Below are 17,573 nucleotides of genomic sequence, written 5' to 3'. Positions count from 1 at the left end.
CACTTGATGCAATAGATTTTTGCCAGATGGCAAATGCCCAAGCGCTTTGATTTAAATGGTCGGCGTGGCGGGATTCGAACTCGCGACCCCTTGCACCCCATGCAAGTGCGCTACCAGGCTGCGCTACACGCCGACAAGCTTTAAATTATAGCCTGATTATGAGCGCCACTTAAGGTGAGCAGGTCACGTATTTGTAGCAACTCTTCTTGAATAGAAAAATTGGCAGTCAAGGCCTGCACCTTGTTCGGCCCAGGTGCATCAGACGCCTGTGACACAGGACTATCCAATGGCACTGTGCCCAAGGGATCGAAAGAAGCAGGGTCATTCAGGCCGGCCGTTCGACTGAGCTCGCGGTCGATTTGCACGAGTTCCTGCAATTTGTTTCGCGCACCGCTGATGGTGAATCCTTGGTCGTACAGGAGTCCACGAATTTTACGAATCATCATGACTTCATGGCGCTGGTAATAACGGCGATTGCCTCGCCTCTTCACAGGCCGCAACTGTGTGAATTCCTGCTCCCAGTAACGCAACACATGGGGCTTGACACAGCACAGCTCGCCCACCTCACCAATGGTGAAATAACGCTTGGCCGGGATGGGTGGTAGCAAACTGTCCATGACTGACAACACGTTAAACGGAAAACCTCGTAGCTTACTGCAACTGGCTTTAGCCAGTCCAGCTTTCTTGGAAAAGGACCAAGAGCAGGTAAACACCAACGAAAAAGCCCAAACAGTGATCTGCTTGGGCTTTTTGATTTTGGCGGAGTGGACGGGACTCGAACCCGCGACCCCCGGCGTGACAGGCCGGTATTCTAACCAACTGAACTACCACTCCTGGTAGCTGTAACTTTTGCCAGACTGCTGATGCAGCTGACCAAGTGCCACAAAACTTGGCGACCCTACGGGGATTCGAACCCCGGTACTCACCGTGAAAGGGTGATGTCCTAGGCCTCTAGACGATAGGGTCATAACCTGGACTGGTTTTTGCGAACCGATTCAACACTTTGGTGGAGGTAAGCGGGATCGAACCGCTGACCTCTTGCATGCCATGCAAGCGCTCTCCCAGCTGAGCTATACCCCCTTTGACTCAACGCTGAGCATTGCTGCTTTTCGTCGTGCCTCGTTGGTGTTGAGACATGGATTATAGACAGAAATTCAGGCGTTTTTGAGGCGTTTTGTAATTTTTTCTCGTGCACTTAAAGACAACACCGCATCAAGCGATGGGGTCTGGGTGGTGCCCATCACCAGCACGCGCACTGGCATGGCCAACTGCGGCATCTTGAGGCCTGTTTCGGCCAGGGTTTGCTTGATGGCGTTGGCAATGGCGTCTTTGTTCCAGTCACAAGCAGCCAACTTATGGGCCAACACATTCAGCGCAGGCTTGACCGCCTCGGTCACATGCTGCTCTCTTTCTTGCGGGTTGGACACCACGTCCAGATAGAAAGCCGAGATCCATTGGGCCAAGACCACGAGCGTGTCGCAACGGTCTTTGAAAAGACCGCAAATGTTCGCCAATCGCTCATCGGGCACCACACCCAATTTGGCCAGGAAGGGCTGCACGGATAGCGCCAATTCGGGATCATTCATGGCTTTGATGTGCTGGGCATTGACCCATTTGAGTTTGGCTTCGTCAAACTGCGCGGCGCTGCGGCCCAGGTGGTCCAGGTTGAACCATCCCAGAAACTGTGCACGGCTGAAAATCTCATCGTCACCATGGCTCCAGCCCAGACGTGCAAGGTAGTTAACCATGGCGTCGGGCAAATAGCCTTCGTCGCGGTAGGCCGTAACGGCCTTGGCACCGTTGCGCTTGCTCATCTTTTCACCCTGCTCGTTCAGCACAGTGGGCAAGTGGGCGTACACCGGCGGCTCTTTGCCGAGGGCTTTGAAGATGTTGATTTGGCGGGGAGTATTGTTGACGTGATCGTCACCGCGAATCACATGCGTGATGGTCATGTCGATGTCGTCCACCACCACACAGAAGTTGTAGGTAGGCGTACCGTCCGGACGGGCGATGACCAGATCGTCCAGCTCGTCGTTGCTGATTTCAATGCGGCCTTTGACCTTGTCGTCCCAGACGACCATGCCGCCGAGAGGGTTCCTGAAACGCAGCACAGGCTTCACACCCACGGGAATGACAGGCAATTTCTTGCCAGGCTCGGGACGCCAGGTGCCATCGTAGCGAGGCTTTTCCTTGTGGGCCATCTGACGTTCGCGCAAGGCATCGAGTTCAGCCACGCTCATGTAGCAGGGATATACGTGGCCTGCAGCAATCAAATCGGCCAGCACCGCCTTGTAGCGGTCCATGCGTTGCATTTGGTAGAACGGGCCTTCGTCATGGTCCAGGCCCAGCCAGGTCATGCCCTCGATGATCACGTCCACAGACGCCTGAGTAGAGCGGTCGAGGTCGGTGTCTTCGATTCGCAAGATGAAGTCACCGCCCGTCGCGCGGGCAAAGGCCCAGGGGTACAAAGCCGATCGGATATTGCCCAGGTGAATGAAGCCTGTGGGCGATGGAGCAAAGCGGGTGCGTGTACGTGCTGGGGTGGTCATGTCAAAGGGTATTTAGACCGCGGGAAAGATCTTTTTGGACGTCTTGTGGGTATTCCAGGCCAACAGCCACGCGAATGAGGCCCTGCCCGATGCCTGCGTCCTGGCGCTGGGTTTCGGTCAGTCGTCCGTGCGATGTACTGGCCGGGTGAGTCACCAGGGTTTTGGTATCGCCCAGATTGGTGGACAAGGACAGCATTTGCATCTGGTCCAACACATGGAAAGCGCGTTGGCGGGCTTGTTCGGGGCCATCAGCCCTGACATCAAAAGACAACACCGCCCCCCCCAAACCCGACATCTGGCGCATTGCCAAGTCGTGCTGGGGATGGCTGGCCAAGCCCGGGTAATGGACACGGGCAACCGCCGGATGTTTTTCCAGCCATTCGGCCAACGTTTGAGCACGCGCGGTTTGGGCACGCATGCGCAAGTCCAGGGTTTCGAGGCCTTTGAGCACCACCCAAGCATTGAAGGGTGCCAAGGTCATACCGCCGCTTTTGAGCACAGGCAAAAACTTCTCGGTGATCATTTGCTGCGAGGCGCACAAGGCCCCAGCCATCACGCGCCCTTGGCCATCGAGGTACTTGGTACCGGAGTGCATGATGATGTCGGCCCCCATGGCTACCGGACGTTGCAAGGCCGGCGTCGCAAAGCAGTTGTCCACGGCAAACAAGGCACCGGCGTTGTGGGCCATGTCGGCCAAGGCCTTGATGTCGCAAACCTCGGTCAGCGGGTTGGTCGGTGTTTCAGCAAACAACAACTTGGTGTTGGGGCGGATAGCCGCTTGCCAGTCTTGCAAATCGGTCTGCGACACGAAGCTCGATTCCACGCCAAACTTGGCCAGATCGGAACCGATGAGTTTGATAGTGGAGCCAAACATGGAGCGCGAGCACACCACATGGTCGCCCGCACCGAGAAGGCCAATGCACATCATGAGGATGGCCGACATTCCCGAAGCCGTTCCCATGGCCGCCTCGGTGCCCTCGAGTGCAGCCAGGCGCATCTCCATGCTGGAGACCGTCGGGTTGCCGTAACGACCGTAGGTGTAGCCCTCTTCATCACCTGCAAATCGGGCGGCGGCGGCGGCGGCCGTGAGCTGCACATAACCACTGGTCAGGTACAGAGCCTCGGAATTCTCACCGAATTGGCTGCGCTCGACCGCTGCGCGCACCGCCAAGGTTTCAATGTGCATGTCGTCAAACCGTGAATATTCGCTCATGGCGGGTCCTCATTCGCTGGCGTTGGGTAGGGCCAAACGCGAGTTGTCGTCTGCGTCCTCTCTCACTTGGGGACGGGTGTCATGAAGGCGGTTGATGTCGTCGATCGAGATATCACCCGTGACGTACACACCGTCAAAGCAGGAGGCATCGAAGTTCGACAATACTCCCGCTGCGTTGACACGCGCTTGGGCCACAGCAGTTTTCATGGCATCCACGTCCTGGTAAATCAGGGCATCACAGCCGATGATCTGACGAATCTTTTCGATGCTGCGTCCATGGGCCACCAATTCTTCTTTGGTGGGCATGTCGATGCCATACACGTTGGGGTAGCGCACTGGAGGCGCTGCACTGGCCATGTAGACCTTGCGGGCGCCTGCGTCACGTGCCATCTGCACAATTTCGCGGCTGGTGGTACCGCGAACGATGGAGTCGTCGACCAGCAGCACATTGCGGCCCTTGAATTCGCTGACAATGACATTGAGTTTTTGGCGCACCGATTTTTTGCGCACCGCCTGACCCGGCATGATGAAGGTTCGGCCAACGTAGCGATTCTTAACAAAGCCCTCGCGGTAAGGGATGCCCAGCAAATGTGCCAACTGGGTGGCGCTGGGGCGGCTGGACTCGGGGATGGGAATGATCACGTCGATGTCGCTGGGCGGAACAGTGGAGATGACACGCTTGGCAAGGGTCTCGCCCAGGTTCAGGCGTGCCTGGTAAACCGAGATACCGTCGATAGTGGAGTCGGGACGGGCCAAGTACACGTACTCAAAAATGCAAGGACTGAGCTGAGCCTTGTCACTGCAGGGCTCGGTGTTGAGTTGACCTTGCAGGTCAATAAAGATCGCTTCGCCCGGTGCAATGTCCCGTTCAAATTGGTGAGAAGTGCCCTCAAGCGCTACCGACTCACTGGCCAGCATGATGGTGCCGTCGGCGCTGCGTCCCATGCACAAAGGACGAATACCATGCGGGTCGCGAAAAGCCAACAAACCGTGCCCGGCGATAAGAGCGATGACCGCATAAGAGCCCTTGACCCGCCGGTTCACGCCGCGCACCGCTTCAAATACATCCACCGGTTTCAGGGGGAAACCACGCGTGGTTTTCTCAAGTTCATGGGCCAGCACGTTGAGCAAGACTTCGGAGTCACTCTCGGTGTTGATATGACGATGGTCGTTAGAAAACAATTCGGCCTTCAAGGCGTGGGCATTGGTCAGGTTGCCGTTGTGTACAAGCACCAGACCAAAAGGCGCGTTCACATAAAAGGGTTGGGCCTCTTCTTCGCTGAAGGCGTTACCCGCCGTGGGATAACGCACTTGCCCCAAGCCACAGTTGCCAGGCAAACTGCGCATGTTGCGGGTGCGGAACACATCGCGCACCATTCCTTTTGCCTTGTGCATGAAAAATTTGCGGTCGAGCTGCGTGACTATGCCAGCCGCGTCTTGCCCCCGATGCTGGAGCAGCAACAAAGCGTCATAAATCAACTGATTGACTGGGGCGCTGCTGACCACGCCGACGATTCCGCACATAAATGGTTATCCGTTCAAACAATGAACCCGCTCTGAAACCTCAGGGCAAGAAGCCCACAAACTTCTCTGGCAACAAGGGTTTAAAGCCGTTGAGGACAGTCTCCAACCAGGCCGCTCCCACCGCGTTTTGCCACCATGGCTGCTCTGTCATCCCAAGCAATTTCAACAGCACGGTGAGCGCCAACAAGACCACCACCCCACGCACCAGACCAAAGGCTGCCCCCAAAGAGCGGTCGACAGGCCTCAAACCTACCGTTTCCACCAATTTTTTGACCAATCCCGACAGCATGCCGGAGGCAAACAAGGTAACCACGAAAACCAATACAAAAGCCACAGCGTATTGAACAGAGTCAGGAGCACCCCCCACCAAAGGCAAGAGGCTGACGACATCATGGGCCAGCCATTGGGCCACGATGAAAGCCGAAATCCATCCCGCCAAGGACAAGACTTCGTAAACCAAGCCACGCCAGAACCCCAACACCAGTGAGGCCATCAAAACCCCAAGCAACAAACAATCGGTAAGGGTCAGTGACATGTCAAAGCTTCTGCACTACAGCTGGCAAATCGAGCTTGCGGATGCGTGCAGCCGCTTTGTCAGCGTCTTCCTTGGTGTCGAAGGGCCCCACACGAATGCGGGTGGTGCTTTTGCCATCTTTTTCAACCACCTGGGTGTAGGTCTTGAGCCCGGCTTGGTCCAATTTGTTGCGCACATCCCGCACCTTGGCAACATCGCTGAATGCCCCCACTTGTATCACTAGACGTCCTTTGCTTGTCTTTGCGGGCTTTCCGTCCAACAGGGCTTGGGCCTTCAGGCCATCGTCTTTGGGTTTGGGCGCAGGCCTGGGGTCGGTCTTGACCTCAGATTTGGCCGCCACCTGCTTTTCAGCAGGTTTTTCAGACCCCTTGTCCGCCATCTTGCCTGCGGGCAGGTCGGCCACTTTTTCGGACGGGGTGGCCACTGGCTTGGGCAAGACCGCTTCACTGACATCCAGACTGGACTGTGTGGGAACAATGGCTTGAGCCGAAGGCAACAAAGGCTTGGCGGGCGCCTGGTCCACAGGTATGGGTATATGACTGGTCAACGCCGGGGTTTTTTGCTTGTCTGGCACCACGATGGGGGTGTCCACTGCGACAGGCCGAGGTTGGGTGTCAAACAACAAAGGAAAACCCACCACAGACATCGAGACCAGAACCACTGCACCTGTCAAGCGATGTCGAGCTCTGCGGCGAACGATTTCGATGCTTTCGCTGGGGCCCGGTGCGGGTCCATCGTTGGAGGAGTTTTGACCAGGAAAACGGAACTTAAAAAACGCCATGGCAGTTGCTCAGGGGCTGAGGTGTTTGGCTTGAAGACGCGGGATGCCGTCTTTCAGAACACCGCCCACAGTATGGAAGGAGCCAAAGACTACGATTCTATCAGCCGGGTCAGCAGCCTCGATGGCCGCTGAAAGCGCGTGCATGGGATCGGCATGCACACTGCTGGCTGTGTCTGTTCGGGTGTTTTGGCCTTGCCATACCTGCTGCAAGTCGGTCGCCTTGGCGGCCCTGGGCAATGGCAAGTCAGTGAAGTACCAACGATCCACCAAAGGATTGATACGCTGGAACATGGGCAACAGGTCTTTGTCAGCCATGGCCCCAAATACAGCGTGGGTGGTGGGGTAAAAGCCCATGGCATCCAGATTGACCGCCAGGGCGGCCACGGAGTGCGGGTTGTGTGCCACATCCAGCACCAGGACAGGTTGTCCCGGTACGATCTGAAAACGCCCGGCCAACTCGACCATGGCCAAGCCATTGCGAACCGCCTGAGCCGTCACCGGTATGCGCTGACGAAGCGACTCCAACGCGGCCAAAACTCCCGACGCGTTGATCAACTGATTGGCTCCCCGCAAGGCAGGGTAAGCCAGGCCGCTGTAGCGGCGATCACGCCCAGCCCAGGCCCATTGCTGTTTGTCACCTGCGTAATTGAAGTCGCGACCGAACAACCACAACTGAGCACCGATAGCGGTGGCATGGTCCATCACACTTTGAGGCGCCACAGGATCGCTCACGATGACAGGTCTGCCTGGTCGCATGACACCGGCTTTTTCCCGGCCAATGGTCTCACGGTCGTTGCCCAAAATGGCCGCGTGGTCAATATCGATGCTGGTGATGATGGTGCAGTCGGCATCCATGATGTTGACCGCATCCAGCCTGCCCCCCATGCCCACTTCCAGAATGGCGACATCCAATTGGGCTTGGGCCATCAAATGGAAGATGGCCAAGGTGCTGAATTCAAAATAAGTGAGACTGACATCACCGCGCACGGCCTCCACAGCGGCAAAAGCATCGGCAAACATCTCTGCCGATGCCGACTCTCCGTGCAATCGGCATCGCTCCTCAAAGTGAACCAGATGGGGAGATGTGTACACCCCAGTTCGATAGCCAGCTTGCAGCAACACCGCCTCGAGCATGGCGCAGGTCGACCCCTTGCCATTGGTGCCAGCCACCGTGATCACTGGGCAGTCAAAACGCAAATTCATGCGCTCAGCGACGGCTTTCACGCGCTCGAGCCCCATGTCGATGGCTACGGGGTGGAGATGCTCGCACCAGTCGAGCCATTGCTGTAGAGTCTTCATAGGCGGCGATTGTCGCCCAGACTGGTCCATCTTCATTCGTCAAAACCATGCACCCCATTGTTTTCGGCATTCCCAACTGCGACACCGTCAAAAAAGCCCGCGTCTGGCTGACTGAGCACGGTTTCCAAGTTTCTTTTCACGACTTCAAGAAAAAAGGCGTTCCTGCGGCCGCACTCCAGACCTGGCTGACTCAATTGGGCTGGGAGAAACTGCTCAATCGCCAAGGCACGACCTGGCGGAAGCTCGATGCGGACCTCAAGGCTAGCGTCATTGACGCTGCCAGCGCTGCAAAAATCATGTCGGCGCACCCCAGCACCATCAAAAGACCCGTGATCGTTTGGCCCTCTGGCCAAATCACCCTGGGTTTTGTCCCAGATCAATGGCCTGGCTGAGCTGTGTTGGATGACAACTGTTACATATCTTTACAGCTTGGCACTGCCTCTCAAGCCCTGGCTTGTTTACACTCGATACCAAACGGACTTCAGTATTGGAAAAGCCATGAAAACACTTTGGGCGTCAGGTGTCTTGTTGGGGTGGTTTGCCTCGATGCCTGCAGTTTTGAATGCTCAGGAGCTGGGGCAGGTCATCTCCAGAAGCCCGGTCTACCAACAAGTGATGGTGCCTCGCCAAACTTGCATCCAGGTGCCCGTCACACAGCCAGCACCGTCTTCGGGCGCTGGCGCCTTGATGGGGGCCATCGCTGGTGGCGCCATGGGCAATGCCGTCGGTGATGGTTCGGGCAGGGCCTTGGCCACCGTGATCGGTATTGTCGGCGGCGCCATGGTGGGCAATCGGATCGAAGACCCCAATGCCGCTTTTGTGCAAAACCAGACCCACTGCAGCACCCAAAACGTTTATGAAAACCGTTTGGTGGGCTACAGCGTAGTCTATGAATACGCCGGCAAGCAATACACCGTTCAATTGCCGCAAGACCCCGGCACGACCATTCCCTTGCAGGTCACCCCGCTGGGTCAGGGTCTGCGCTCAGAAGGCTCCTCCTCTGCCGCTCCAACTGGCTACAGCACACTGGCCACCGTCGCCCCGCAAGTGGTTTATGTCCCTGCCCCGGTTTATGTGAGCCGCCCTCCTGTTTACAGCCACATTGACCTGAGCTGGCATTCCCCCCGGCCTGTGATCCGCTTCAGCGGCCAACGCAACCTTCATGAACACGCCCGGTCGCATCGTCACGCCACCACCTATGCACATGGCCATTGGCGCTGAGAGACCCATGCACAGACCATGACTCAGGCCACACGCAGCCGGGTGCCCTAAAATAACCAGCTTGTGATCGACGCGGCCTTATGGCCGCGTTTTTATGCAGCGAGCCCGAACTGCTAACCCGGACCTGTTTTTCCCATGACCACCCAAACCATCGACGGCGTTTCCGTCAACACCCAAGCCAATGTTTACTTTGACGGCAAATGTGTCAGCCACGGCTTGACCCTGGCCGACGGCACCCAACTGTCGGTGGGCGTAATCCTGCCCGTCCACACTCACCTTCAACACCGGTGCACCTGAAATCATGGAGTGTGTGGGCGGCTCTTGCGAGTACAAGCTCGACGGCAGCAGCCGAGTGGGTCAAGTCCAGCGCTGGCGAAGAGTTCAACGTGCCCGGCAACTCCAAGTTCGAGATCCGCGTGACCGAGCCTTACCACTACATTTGCCACTTCGGTTGATTCCCTCATGAGCACCATCCTGCAAAACCTGCCCAAAGGGCAAAAAGTCGGCATCGCCTTTTCTGGCGGCCTCGACACATCGGCCGCCCTGCTGTGGATGAAACAAAAGGGCGCCCTGCCCTATGCGTACACCGCCAACCTGGGTCAACCCGACGAGGCCGACTACAACGAAATTCCCCGCAAGGCGATGGAATACGGCGCAGAAAAAGCCCGCCTGGTCGATTGCCGCACCCAGCTGGCACACGAAGGCATTGCCGCCATCCAGAGCGGCGCGTTCCACATCTCCACGGGCGGCATCACCTACTTCAACACCACACCTTTGGGCCGCGCTGTGACCGGCACCATGCTGGTCGCCGCCATGAAGCAGGACGATGTCAACATCTGGGGCGACGGCAGCACCTTCAAGGGCAACGACATCGAGCGCTTTTACCGCTATGGCCTGCTGACCAACCCCAACTTGAAGATCTACAAGCCCTGGCTCGACCAGTTGTTCATCGACGAGCTGGGCGGCCGCGCTGAAATGAGCGCCTTCATGACCGCCAACGGCTTTGGCTACAAGATGAGTGCCGAAAAGGCCTACTCCACCGACAGCAACATGCTGGGCGCGACCCACGAAGCCAAAGACTTGGAAAGCCTGCAAAGCGGCATGAAGATCGTCAACCCCATCATGGGCGTGGCCTTCTGGAAGCCCGAAGTGCAAGTCAAAGCCGAAGAAGTGAGCGTGCGCTTTGAAGAAGGCATGCCCGTGGCCCTGAACGGCGTGGAATACGCCGACCCGGTCGAGTTGTTCCTGATAGCCAACGAAATCGGCGGCCGCCACGGTTTGGGCATGAGCGACCAGATCGAAAACCGCATCATCGAAGCCAAGAGCCGCGGCATCTACGAAGCCCCCGGCATGGCGCTGTTGCACATCGCCTACGAGCGCCTGGTCACCGGCATCCACAACGAAGACACCATCGAGCAGTACCGCATGAACGGCTTGAAGCTGGGTCGTTTGTTGTACCAGGGCCGCTGGTTTGACCCGCAGTGCATCATGTTGCGCGAAACCGCCCAGCGCTGGGTGGCCCGCGCCGTGACCGGCACCGTGACACTGGAACTGCGCCGTGGCAACGACTACAGCATCCTGAACACCGAGTCGCCCAACCTGACCTACGCCCCAGAGCGTTTGTCGATGGAAAAAGTGGAAGACGCGCCGTTCAGCCCACTGGACCGTATTGGCCAGCTGACCATGCGCAACCTGGACATCGTGGACACCCGCGCCAAACTGGGCATCTACGCGCACACCGGTTTGTTGTCGGTGGGCGAAGGCCCGCACATCTACAAGCTGGATGGCAACGGCAAGAAGTGATTCTTTGAATCGGCATAGGGGGCCTCCATTGTAGGAGGCACCCCTGCCACACCACCCGGCATGCGGGTCCGCACCGGGCGGTTCGAGAGCTTGAGGTCAGGACAGCCTTGGCACCCCCAGCCGGTCAAAGTACGCAATGGTCAGTACGCGCTTAATGGCTCCGTCACTGTTGCGCCACCACCGATGGCAGTTACCCGCCACTTGGTTGGCCACATCTTTCAATGCCCCCAGCGCCTTGAGTTCCCGGTAGATCGCCTTCGGCCTCTTCCAATGCTTGAGCTGGATGGCCCGCAGTCGGTGGCGCAGCCACTCGTCCAGCTCTCGCCAGACCCTGGGCGTTTGCGCCATCCCGAAGTACGCCTTCCAGCCCAGCAGGTAGGGCCGCAGTTTGTCCACCACCTGCGCCATGCTGCACCCGCCCGAGCGGCACGTGAGTTGCCGGATGCGAGCCTTGAAGTTGTCCAGTGCCTTGTAGGCCACCGCACATTTGACTTCTTTGCCCTTGGCCATCCACAACGCATACCCCAGGAACTTGCGCCCAAGGGCGCTGGCCACTGCACTCTTGGCTTCGTTGATCTGAAGCTTCAAGCCCGTGTACAGCTTCCTGAGGTAGCCCATCACCCTCTCGCCCGCCTGCTTGCTGCCCACGTAAACGTTGCAATCGTCGGCGTAGCGCGCGAAGCAGTAGCTGCGCGCCTCCAACGCCTTGCCCACTTCGTCTAGCAGCACGTTGGCCAACAGCGGACTGAGTGGCCCGCCTTGCGGCGTGCCCAGATGGCGATCGACCACCACCCCGCCATCCATGATCCCAGCGTTCAAGTAAGCCCGAATCAGCCGGATGACTCCAGCGTCGTCGATGCGCCTTTTGAGCCTGTCGATCAGGATGTCGTGGTTGACCCGGTCAAAGAACTTGGCCAGGTCCACGTCCACCACCATGCGTTTGCCCGATTGGACGTACGCCCGTGCGGCCTTGACCGCATCGTGTGCACGCCTGCCCGGTCGAAACCCGTGGCTGTGGTCGCTGAAGGTGGGGTCGATCAGCGGTTGCAGCACCTGTAAAAGGGCCTGCAGGTTCTGTCTCGTCAGCGCCGCCTCCAGCAGGCCACCAGTGCCTGCCAGCTGCTTTGCCGACCCTGTGCGCGGGTGCTCAAGAGGCGGGCCGCAGGCTTCGCCGCTGGCAAGATCACTGGCGGCTTCACCCCTTGCTACGCTTGCCCGCCCAGGTTGCCCCGGCATCTGACGCATGGCCTTTGACATCTTCTTGTCCTCGCTCACTCACTCTCGTTCGGTCCTTCGTGCTGGCCGCACCTCCCATTCAGGTTTCGGGCTTGCACTACTACGACCTGTGCTGACTTCTCACTCCGGCAAAGCCGTCGCCCTTTCAGACGCAAGGCGAGATCTCCCCAGGTAAGAACGCACTCCTTCGCTGCACAACCGCTGCATCTACGCCACTTCGCCTTGATCACGAGAGCTTCGCGGTAAACGGCCCGCTCGCCCTGCTTGGCAGCGCCTTCTATGCAGTTCTTGTTCATCGGCTCGCAGTTTCGCTCCACGCTTCCTTCCCACACTCGGTCACCCTCATGCAGTTGCGCTTCGCTTCGTTCGCTGTGATCAACTTACGGGAGGACTTGCACCTCCAGGAGTGCGCCCGTGCCGGGCGCACCGCTCAAAAAAACGGCCTTTGGGCCGTTTTTGTTCTCTGCTTGGTTTTTTGTGGGTGTTTTCCGCCTTGTCAGGGCGGGCAGCCGACCAGTCTCATAACTCGCTTCGCTCGCCAAATCGGCCGATCCGACTGCCCGCCCTGATAAGGCTAGGTTGTAGGTCAATCCCAACAAATGATAGATCTCGGCAGCAAATCACCCCAAACAATCCGCCCATGCCCAGCATCAGCATGTTCTACGGAATCCTGGTCTCCATGTTCTTTGAGGACACGGACAGGCATCACCTTGCTCACATCCATGTGCGTTATGCAGGCGATAAAGCGGCTTTCGCGATTGATGACTGACGCGTGTTGGCGGGTGGTTTTCCGCCCAAACAGCTGGAAATGGTTCAAGCTTGGATCGAAATCCACAAAGATGAACTGCTGGCCGACTGGGAATTGGCCAAGGCTGGCGAGCAACCCTATCCGATTGACCCTCTGCGTTAAGGAGCCAGAGCATGCAAGATTTGTTGGATGTTGTCTTGGTCAAGCCCATGAAAGATCATTGGCTGGCTTTGTCGTTTGAGAATGGCGAAAACCGTTTGTTGGATGTCAAACCTCTGCTGACCAAAAAACCATTTGAGCCATTGCAGCAATGGCATGTCTTTGAACAGGCTTTTGTGTTTGCGGGAACAGTGAACTGGCCCGGCAACATCGACATTGCCCCAGAGACTTTGTAAGAGCGCTCCGTGCGTGCTTGAGCTTTCCCTTTGAACTGGCGGATTCAAGTACGAACTGCAACAAAGATGAATCCGGTAATGGGTGGCTGAGGATGCGTTGGCATCATGGCCGTTTTAACCGCCAAGTCGAAGTTGCCCAATGTACCAGCACCTCAGCCGCGAAGAACGATACCCAATTCACAGCCTCTTGAAAGCCAAACAAACCATCAGCGAGATCGCCCGACAACTCCACCATGCGGCGGGCCAGGTCGATGATTTTGACGGGCTGGCCCATGTCCAGCACAAACACATCGCCGCCCTGCCCCATGGCACCGGCCTGAATCACCAGCTGCGCAGCCTAGGGGATGGTCATGAAGTAGCGGTTGATTTCGGCATGCGTCGGGGTGATGGGGCCACCGTTTTTGATCTGCTCGCGGAATAAGGGCACCACCGAGCCGCAGGAGTCCAGCACATTTCCAAAGCGCACCATGGTGAAGGCGGTTTTGGCGCTAGGCGCTCTGCCCCCTTGGGCAACCACGGCCAGATTCACCTCGGCCAAGGCTTGCAGCACCATCTCTGCCAAGCGCTTGGTCGCGCCCATTATGTTTGTGGGGCGCACGGCTTTGTCGGTCCTCCCCAGCACAAAGTTATGAATTTAGGTATGCAGTTCAATCTGGTGGTGTTGCAGTTGCACCAAAGTTGGGCGCCCCAGGATCTCCAGCAAAACGGCCACACGCTTGCAGGACACGCTTTGCACCAGCCCCTCGATATCGCCCAGGGCGGTGTGCTTGAGCCGCACGGTTTGGCCGGACTTGAGCGGGCTGAGTGCTTGCAGGGGGGCTTGGTGACGTTCTTGCTCAAGCTGGCGGATGCGCTGCACCAAGTCGTGCTGCAGCGTAGCGGGCTCGAAACCGAAACGCACGATGTTGGAGATGCCTTTGGTGCTGCGCACCACCGAAATGCTTTGGCCGGCGCGGCTGGGCCTGAACAGGATGTAGCGCGGGAACATGGGCTCAAAAATGGCCACAGCGCCTGTCTCGCTGGTTTTGAATTTTTTGAACAGCGGCAAATAGACCTCGAAGGCTTGCTGCTCCAGATTGAACTGGGCCGTGGCCTCGTGACGGGGCTTGGTGTAGGCCAGGTACCAGGGTTCGCTGCCGTCCAAGTCATGCGGCTGGCTGTTTGGCGCGGGGAATGTGGAGGTCATGCAATGGCTCTAATGGGCTCATGGGCGGTGCTGGCCCCCAATATGAGTTGACTCTTGCACCGACCTGAATGGTTTGACAAAGGGCGATCCTTGGCGGCGATTTTTTGAAGTGCAAATAAACAATGGCTTCCACTGGCATTGACCGCTCAAGGCCACTGTATTTTTTTAAGCACAAAGAATAGCCGCTGATTGTATGTTAAAAAAATTTAATTAATACTAAATAAGGTATATACCCTGCCGCTGTAAGCTGGGCTGACGGTAGCCAAGGTGGCAGCGGGCGAGTGATTTTGGCCACCACGTAGTCCAGAAATGTCTTCCATCGATCCGTAAAAGGCAACTGCTCCGCAACATCCCTTACATCTTACAGCCGCACGAATGTTGGCGATGAGCGCGCGCAACTTGTCCTTGGCAGCGTGCTGTGGAAAAAACCTGCGCTGACAGAAGCAAAAGAGAAAGCGCTACGCCAGTGGGCGTGATCGCCGAGGGCACATCCCCAACCGCAGGCCCCTTCTTCCAAGGGACAAACTCCATGACCTGCGCGAACAAGGTTTTGCCTGCGTTCATGGGCATCTCCTGGTGATTGAACCCTTGGAGCACACCTAGTGCACAAAATAAAATTCAAATCGTGGACACCCATGAATCCTCTGAAACCCTTGCCTTTACTCGCTTACAGCGAGTTGGCTATCAAATAAACCGGGCACTACTGAAAGATGATCGAGAATAGGTTGAATAACCGACCCCGAAAACGTTTGGGATTCAAGACGCCTGCAGAGGTGTTTCATCAATCGTTAGCCCGTGTTGCACTTCGTGCCTGAATCCGCCTGTTGTGTCCTGCCCTTGTAAAGCGCCATAACCAATCCACCTATCTGGATTGGTCCAAACCGAGTCACAGACCGACTGCTCGGGAGTGGTTCTGATTTGAGTCAGACGAAACTTCAGCCCTTCTTGGCCACCAGCGTCAAGATGTCGTAACTGGCCACCACTTCGCCGAGCTGGTTCGTGACTTCCACATCCCAAGCGACTACGCCTTGGCCCACGCCGTTGGCGTCTTTCTTGTGGCGGTCGATCTTGCGCTTGGCCGTCAGGCGCGCCTGGATGGTGTCGCCAATGCCCACGGGCTTCACAAAGCGCAGCGTGTCCAAACCGTAATTGGCCAGCACCGGGCCGGGTGCGGGCGAGACAAACAAACCCGCAGCGGCCGACAGCACAAAGTAACCGTGCGCGATGCGCTTGCCGAAAGGTGACTCCTTGGCCGCGATCTCGTCGAAGTGCATGTAGAAATAGTCGCCCGAAAGGCCGCCAAAGGCCACGATGTCGGCCTCGCCCACGGTGCGGCGGTGGGTGAGCAAGCTCTCACCAATTTGCAATTCTTCAAAGTAGCGGCGGAAGGGGTGAACTTCGTTCTCGATCAACTTGGCACCGCGCATGTACTCGCCTGTGACGGCAGCGATCATGGTGGGTGAGCCTTGCAGCGCGGTGCGTTGCATCAGGTGCTTGACAGCGCGGATGCCACCCAACTCTTCGCCGCCCCCGGCACGGCCCGGGCCGCCGTGCTTGAGCTGGGGCAAGGGTGAACCGTGGCCGGTCGACTCAACAGCCGATTCGCGGTCCAGGATGTGCAGGCGACCATGCAAGGCGGCCGCCACCGGGATGACGCGTGCCGCGATTTTCGGGTCTTTGGTGACCAGCGTGCCGACCAAGCTGCCCAGTCCGCGTGCGGCCAATTGCAAGGCTTCATCGATGCCGTCGTAAGGCATGAGCGAGCTGACCGGGCCAAAGGCCTCCACATCGTGCACGCTGTCGGTCAGTAAAGGCTTTTGGCAGAGCAGCAGCGTGGGCGGGAAGAAGGCACCGCCTTCGACGCCCTGCCCCACGGGCACGAAATCGGCACCGCCGCCAAACACCAGCTCAGCGCTTTGGCGCAGCAAGGCCACGCGCTCGGCCACGTCGGCCTGCTGCGCATGCGAGGCCAAAGCGCCCATCTTCACGCCTTCGACCGACGGGTCGCCCACCAACACTTTGGCCAAACGGGCCTTGAGCTTTTCGACCACAGCATCGAGGTGCTGGCGTGGCACGATGGCGCGGCGAATCGCGGTGCATTTTTGGCCCGCTTTGACGGTCATCTCGCGGGCGACTTCTTTCACGAAAAGGTCGAACTCTTCGTCATCGGGTGAGACATCGGGCGCGAGGATGGCGCAGTTGAGCGAGTCGGCTTCGGCATTAAAAGGAATGCTGTGTTTGACCACATTGGGGTGCACACGCAGCATGGCGGCGGTGTCAGCCGAGCCGGTGAAGGTCACCACGTCCTGGTCGTTCAGGCGGTCCAGCAGGTCGCCGGTGGAGCCGATCACCAACTGCAGCGAACCGGCGGGCAAGATGCCCGATTGCTCCACCAGGCGCACCATGGCTTCGGTCAGGTAGCTGGTCGACGATGCGGGTTTGCCGATGCAGGGCATGCCCGCCAAAAAGCTGGGCGCGAACTTCTCCAAGAGGCCCCAGATGGGAAAGTTGAAGGCGTTGATGTGCACCGCGATGCCGCCGCGCGGCACCAGGATATGCGTGCCCGCAAAGCCACCTTTTTTGCCCAGGGCAAAAGCCGGGCCTTCGTGGATCAGGTTGCCGCTGGGCAACTCGTTGCTGCCCATGCCGGAGTAGGCAAACAAAGTGCCCGCGCCGCCTTCGATGTCCACCCAGCTGTCAGCACGCGTCGCGCCGGTGTGGGCCGAGATGGCGTAGAGTTGCTCTTTGTGCTCACCTAGGTACTTGGCCAGGGCCTTCAGGCGCTGGGCGCGTTCCTGAAAGTCCAGCTTGAGCAAATGGGGCAGGCCCACGGTGCGGGCGTAGTGCACCGCGTCGCCAAAGTCGATGGCCTCGGCATGGGTTTGGTACACGGTCTGGCCGTTGAGGGCGCTGCGCAGGGCTTGTGCGCCTTGCTGGCCGATCCATTGGCCGGCGATGAAACTTTGCAAAACGGTGGGCACTGTGGGTTTCCTTATCTGAGTCAATACCCGAAGCCAATGCCTGACACGTTTCAAAAACACATTAACCAACCGGGCGGTCGGCTAATTTTAATCGGAATGCCT

Annotated in this window: 15 protein-coding genes, 4 tRNA genes and 3 pseudogenes; 6 read left to right on the top strand and 16 right to left on the bottom strand. The window is 58.0% G+C overall.

Annotated features, from left to right (window positions below; all coding sequences use genetic code 11):
- Positions 1-56: 56 nt before the first annotated feature.
- The 11 genes from HEQ17_RS03985 to folC form a co-directional block, all read right to left on the bottom strand.
- Positions 57-133: transfer RNA gene (locus tag HEQ17_RS03985), tRNA-Pro, on the bottom strand.
- Between the two features lie 7 nt (positions 134-140).
- Positions 141-617 carry a MerR family transcriptional regulator gene (locus HEQ17_RS03980; RefSeq protein ID WP_296291390.1) on the bottom strand — a complete coding sequence of 159 codons (477 nt, stop codon included), beginning with the start codon at positions 615-617 and terminating at the stop codon, positions 141-143.
- Positions 618-757: 140 nt separating this feature from the next.
- A tRNA-Asp gene (locus HEQ17_RS03975) sits at positions 758-834 on the bottom strand.
- 56 nt (positions 835-890) lie between these two features.
- Positions 891-966, bottom strand: a tRNA-Glu gene (locus HEQ17_RS03970).
- 38 nt (positions 967-1,004) lie between these two features.
- A tRNA-Ala gene (locus HEQ17_RS03965) sits at positions 1,005-1,080 on the bottom strand.
- 74 nt (positions 1,081-1,154) lie between these two features.
- Complete coding sequence (gltX, locus tag HEQ17_RS03960) at positions 1,155-2,549, bottom strand: glutamate--tRNA ligase (protein WP_296291389.1); 1,395 nt, start codon at positions 2,547-2,549, stop codon at positions 1,155-1,157.
- Position 2,550: 1 nt separating this feature from the next.
- Positions 2,551-3,762: an O-succinylhomoserine sulfhydrylase gene (locus HEQ17_RS03955; RefSeq protein ID WP_296291388.1), complete on the bottom strand. Its 1,212-nt coding sequence runs from the start codon at positions 3,760-3,762 to the stop codon at positions 2,551-2,553.
- 9 nt (positions 3,763-3,771) lie between these two features.
- Positions 3,772-5,286, bottom strand: a complete 1,515-nt coding sequence (purF, locus tag HEQ17_RS03950; RefSeq protein WP_296291387.1) for an amidophosphoribosyltransferase — start codon at positions 5,284-5,286, stop codon at positions 3,772-3,774.
- A 40-nt stretch (positions 5,287-5,326) separates the two neighbouring features.
- Positions 5,327-5,821, bottom strand: coding sequence for a CvpA family protein (locus HEQ17_RS03945; protein ID WP_296291386.1), 495 nt, complete (start codon positions 5,819-5,821; stop codon positions 5,327-5,329).
- Between the two features lies 1 nt (position 5,822).
- The gene (locus HEQ17_RS03940; protein ID WP_296291385.1) at positions 5,823-6,602 is read right to left on the bottom strand and encodes an SPOR domain-containing protein; all 780 of its coding nucleotides are present in this window, start codon (positions 6,600-6,602) and stop codon (positions 5,823-5,825) included.
- 9 nt (positions 6,603-6,611) lie between these two features.
- Positions 6,612-7,901 (bottom strand): bifunctional tetrahydrofolate synthase/dihydrofolate synthase, encoded by a 1,290-nt coding sequence (gene folC / locus HEQ17_RS03935; protein ID WP_296291384.1) that lies wholly within the window; start codon positions 7,899-7,901, stop codon positions 6,612-6,614.
- 47 nt (positions 7,902-7,948) lie between these two features.
- On the opposite strand from folC, the gene HEQ17_RS03930 reads away from it, so the two are divergent.
- From HEQ17_RS03930 to argG, 4 genes and pseudogenes are all read left to right on the top strand, one after another.
- Positions 7,949-8,293, top strand: a complete 345-nt coding sequence (locus HEQ17_RS03930; protein WP_296291383.1) for an ArsC family reductase — start codon at positions 7,949-7,951, stop codon at positions 8,291-8,293.
- A gap of 106 nt (positions 8,294-8,399) precedes the next feature.
- Positions 8,400-9,122 carry a glycine zipper 2TM domain-containing protein gene (locus HEQ17_RS03925; protein ID WP_296291382.1) on the top strand — a complete coding sequence of 241 codons (723 nt, stop codon included), beginning with the start codon at positions 8,400-8,402 and terminating at the stop codon, positions 9,120-9,122.
- Positions 9,123-9,257: 135 nt separating this feature from the next.
- Positions 9,258-9,577: pseudogene (locus HEQ17_RS03920) on the top strand (pyrimidine/purine nucleoside phosphorylase).
- 7 nt (positions 9,578-9,584) lie between these two features.
- A complete protein-coding gene (gene argG / locus HEQ17_RS03915; protein ID WP_296291381.1) occupies positions 9,585-10,925 on the top strand; it encodes an argininosuccinate synthase in 1,341 nt (446 codons plus the stop codon).
- Positions 10,926-11,021: 96 nt separating this feature from the next.
- Here the strand turns inward: argG and HEQ17_RS03910 are convergent, their stop codons facing one another.
- Positions 11,022-12,182, bottom strand: a complete 1,161-nt coding sequence (locus HEQ17_RS03910; protein WP_296291380.1) for a reverse transcriptase domain-containing protein — start codon at positions 12,180-12,182, stop codon at positions 11,022-11,024.
- Positions 12,183-12,801: 619 nt separating this feature from the next.
- Between HEQ17_RS03910 and HEQ17_RS03905 the strand changes: the two are divergent.
- Both HEQ17_RS03905 and HEQ17_RS03900 read left to right on the top strand, forming a co-directional pair.
- Positions 12,802-13,071 (top strand): annotated as a pseudogene (locus tag HEQ17_RS03905) (DUF4160 domain-containing protein).
- 11 nt (positions 13,072-13,082) lie between these two features.
- A complete protein-coding gene (locus HEQ17_RS03900) occupies positions 13,083-13,304 on the top strand; it encodes a DUF2442 domain-containing protein (protein ID WP_296291379.1) in 222 nt (73 codons plus the stop codon).
- 217 nt (positions 13,305-13,521) lie between these two features.
- On the opposite strand, the pseudogene HEQ17_RS03895 reads toward HEQ17_RS03900, so the two are convergent.
- From HEQ17_RS03895 to paaZ, 4 genes and pseudogenes are all read right to left on the bottom strand, one after another.
- A pseudogene (locus tag HEQ17_RS03895) lies at positions 13,522-13,929 on the bottom strand (polysaccharide biosynthesis protein); the annotation flags it as partial.
- A gap of 9 nt (positions 13,930-13,938) precedes the next feature.
- Positions 13,939-14,490 carry a transcription termination/antitermination protein NusG gene (locus HEQ17_RS03890; protein ID WP_296291378.1) on the bottom strand — a complete coding sequence of 184 codons (552 nt, stop codon included), beginning with the start codon at positions 14,488-14,490 and terminating at the stop codon, positions 13,939-13,941.
- A gap of 354 nt (positions 14,491-14,844) precedes the next feature.
- Positions 14,845-15,054, bottom strand: a complete 210-nt coding sequence (locus tag HEQ17_RS03885; RefSeq protein WP_296291377.1) for a hypothetical protein — start codon at positions 15,052-15,054, stop codon at positions 14,845-14,847.
- Between the two features lie 371 nt (positions 15,055-15,425).
- Positions 15,426-17,471: a phenylacetic acid degradation bifunctional protein PaaZ gene (gene paaZ / locus HEQ17_RS03880; RefSeq protein WP_296291376.1), complete on the bottom strand. Its 2,046-nt coding sequence runs from the start codon at positions 17,469-17,471 to the stop codon at positions 15,426-15,428.
- Between the last annotated feature and the right edge of the window lie 102 nt (positions 17,472-17,573).

This window comes from Limnohabitans sp. (assembly GCF_023910625.1).
Taxonomy (GTDB): Bacteria; Pseudomonadota; Gammaproteobacteria; order Burkholderiales; family Burkholderiaceae_C; genus Limnohabitans_A.
This window is presented reverse-complemented; position numbering and strand designations above follow the sequence as displayed.

Excerpts from the sequence above, each read along its gene's own strand:
- HEQ17_RS03885 (WP_296291377.1), bottom strand. The coding sequence starts at position 15,054 with ATGAACGCAGGCAAAACCTTGTTCGCGCAGGTCATGGAGTTTGTCCCT.
- HEQ17_RS03945 (WP_296291386.1), bottom strand. The coding sequence starts at position 5,821 with ATGTCACTGACCCTTACCGATTGTTTGTTGCTTGGGGTTTTGATGGCC.
- HEQ17_RS03925 (WP_296291382.1), top strand. The coding sequence starts at position 8,400 with ATGAAAACACTTTGGGCGTCAGGTGTCTTGTTGGGGTGGTTTGCCTCG.
- HEQ17_RS03900 (WP_296291379.1), top strand. The coding sequence starts at position 13,083 with ATGCAAGATTTGTTGGATGTTGTCTTGGTCAAGCCCATGAAAGATCAT.
- HEQ17_RS03955 (WP_296291388.1), bottom strand. The coding sequence starts at position 3,762 with ATGAGCGAATATTCACGGTTTGACGACATGCACATTGAAACCTTGGCG.
- HEQ17_RS03940 (WP_296291385.1), bottom strand. The coding sequence starts at position 6,602 with ATGGCGTTTTTTAAGTTCCGTTTTCCTGGTCAAAACTCCTCCAACGAT.
- purF (WP_296291387.1), bottom strand. The coding sequence starts at position 5,286 with ATGTGCGGAATCGTCGGCGTGGTCAGCAGCGCCCCAGTCAATCAGTTG.
- HEQ17_RS03910 (WP_296291380.1), bottom strand. The coding sequence starts at position 12,182 with ATGTCAAAGGCCATGCGTCAGATGCCGGGGCAACCTGGGCGGGCAAGC.
- HEQ17_RS03980 (WP_296291390.1), bottom strand. The coding sequence starts at position 617 with ATGGACAGTTTGCTACCACCCATCCCGGCCAAGCGTTATTTCACCATT.
- argG (WP_296291381.1), top strand. The coding sequence starts at position 9,585 with ATGAGCACCATCCTGCAAAACCTGCCCAAAGGGCAAAAAGTCGGCATC.
- gltX (WP_296291389.1), bottom strand. The coding sequence starts at position 2,549 with ATGACCACCCCAGCACGTACACGCACCCGCTTTGCTCCATCGCCCACA.
- HEQ17_RS03890 (WP_296291378.1), bottom strand. The coding sequence starts at position 14,490 with ATGACCTCCACATTCCCCGCGCCAAACAGCCAGCCGCATGACTTGGAC.
- HEQ17_RS03930 (WP_296291383.1), top strand. The coding sequence starts at position 7,949 with ATGCACCCCATTGTTTTCGGCATTCCCAACTGCGACACCGTCAAAAAA.
- folC (WP_296291384.1), bottom strand. The coding sequence starts at position 7,901 with ATGAAGACTCTACAGCAATGGCTCGACTGGTGCGAGCATCTCCACCCC.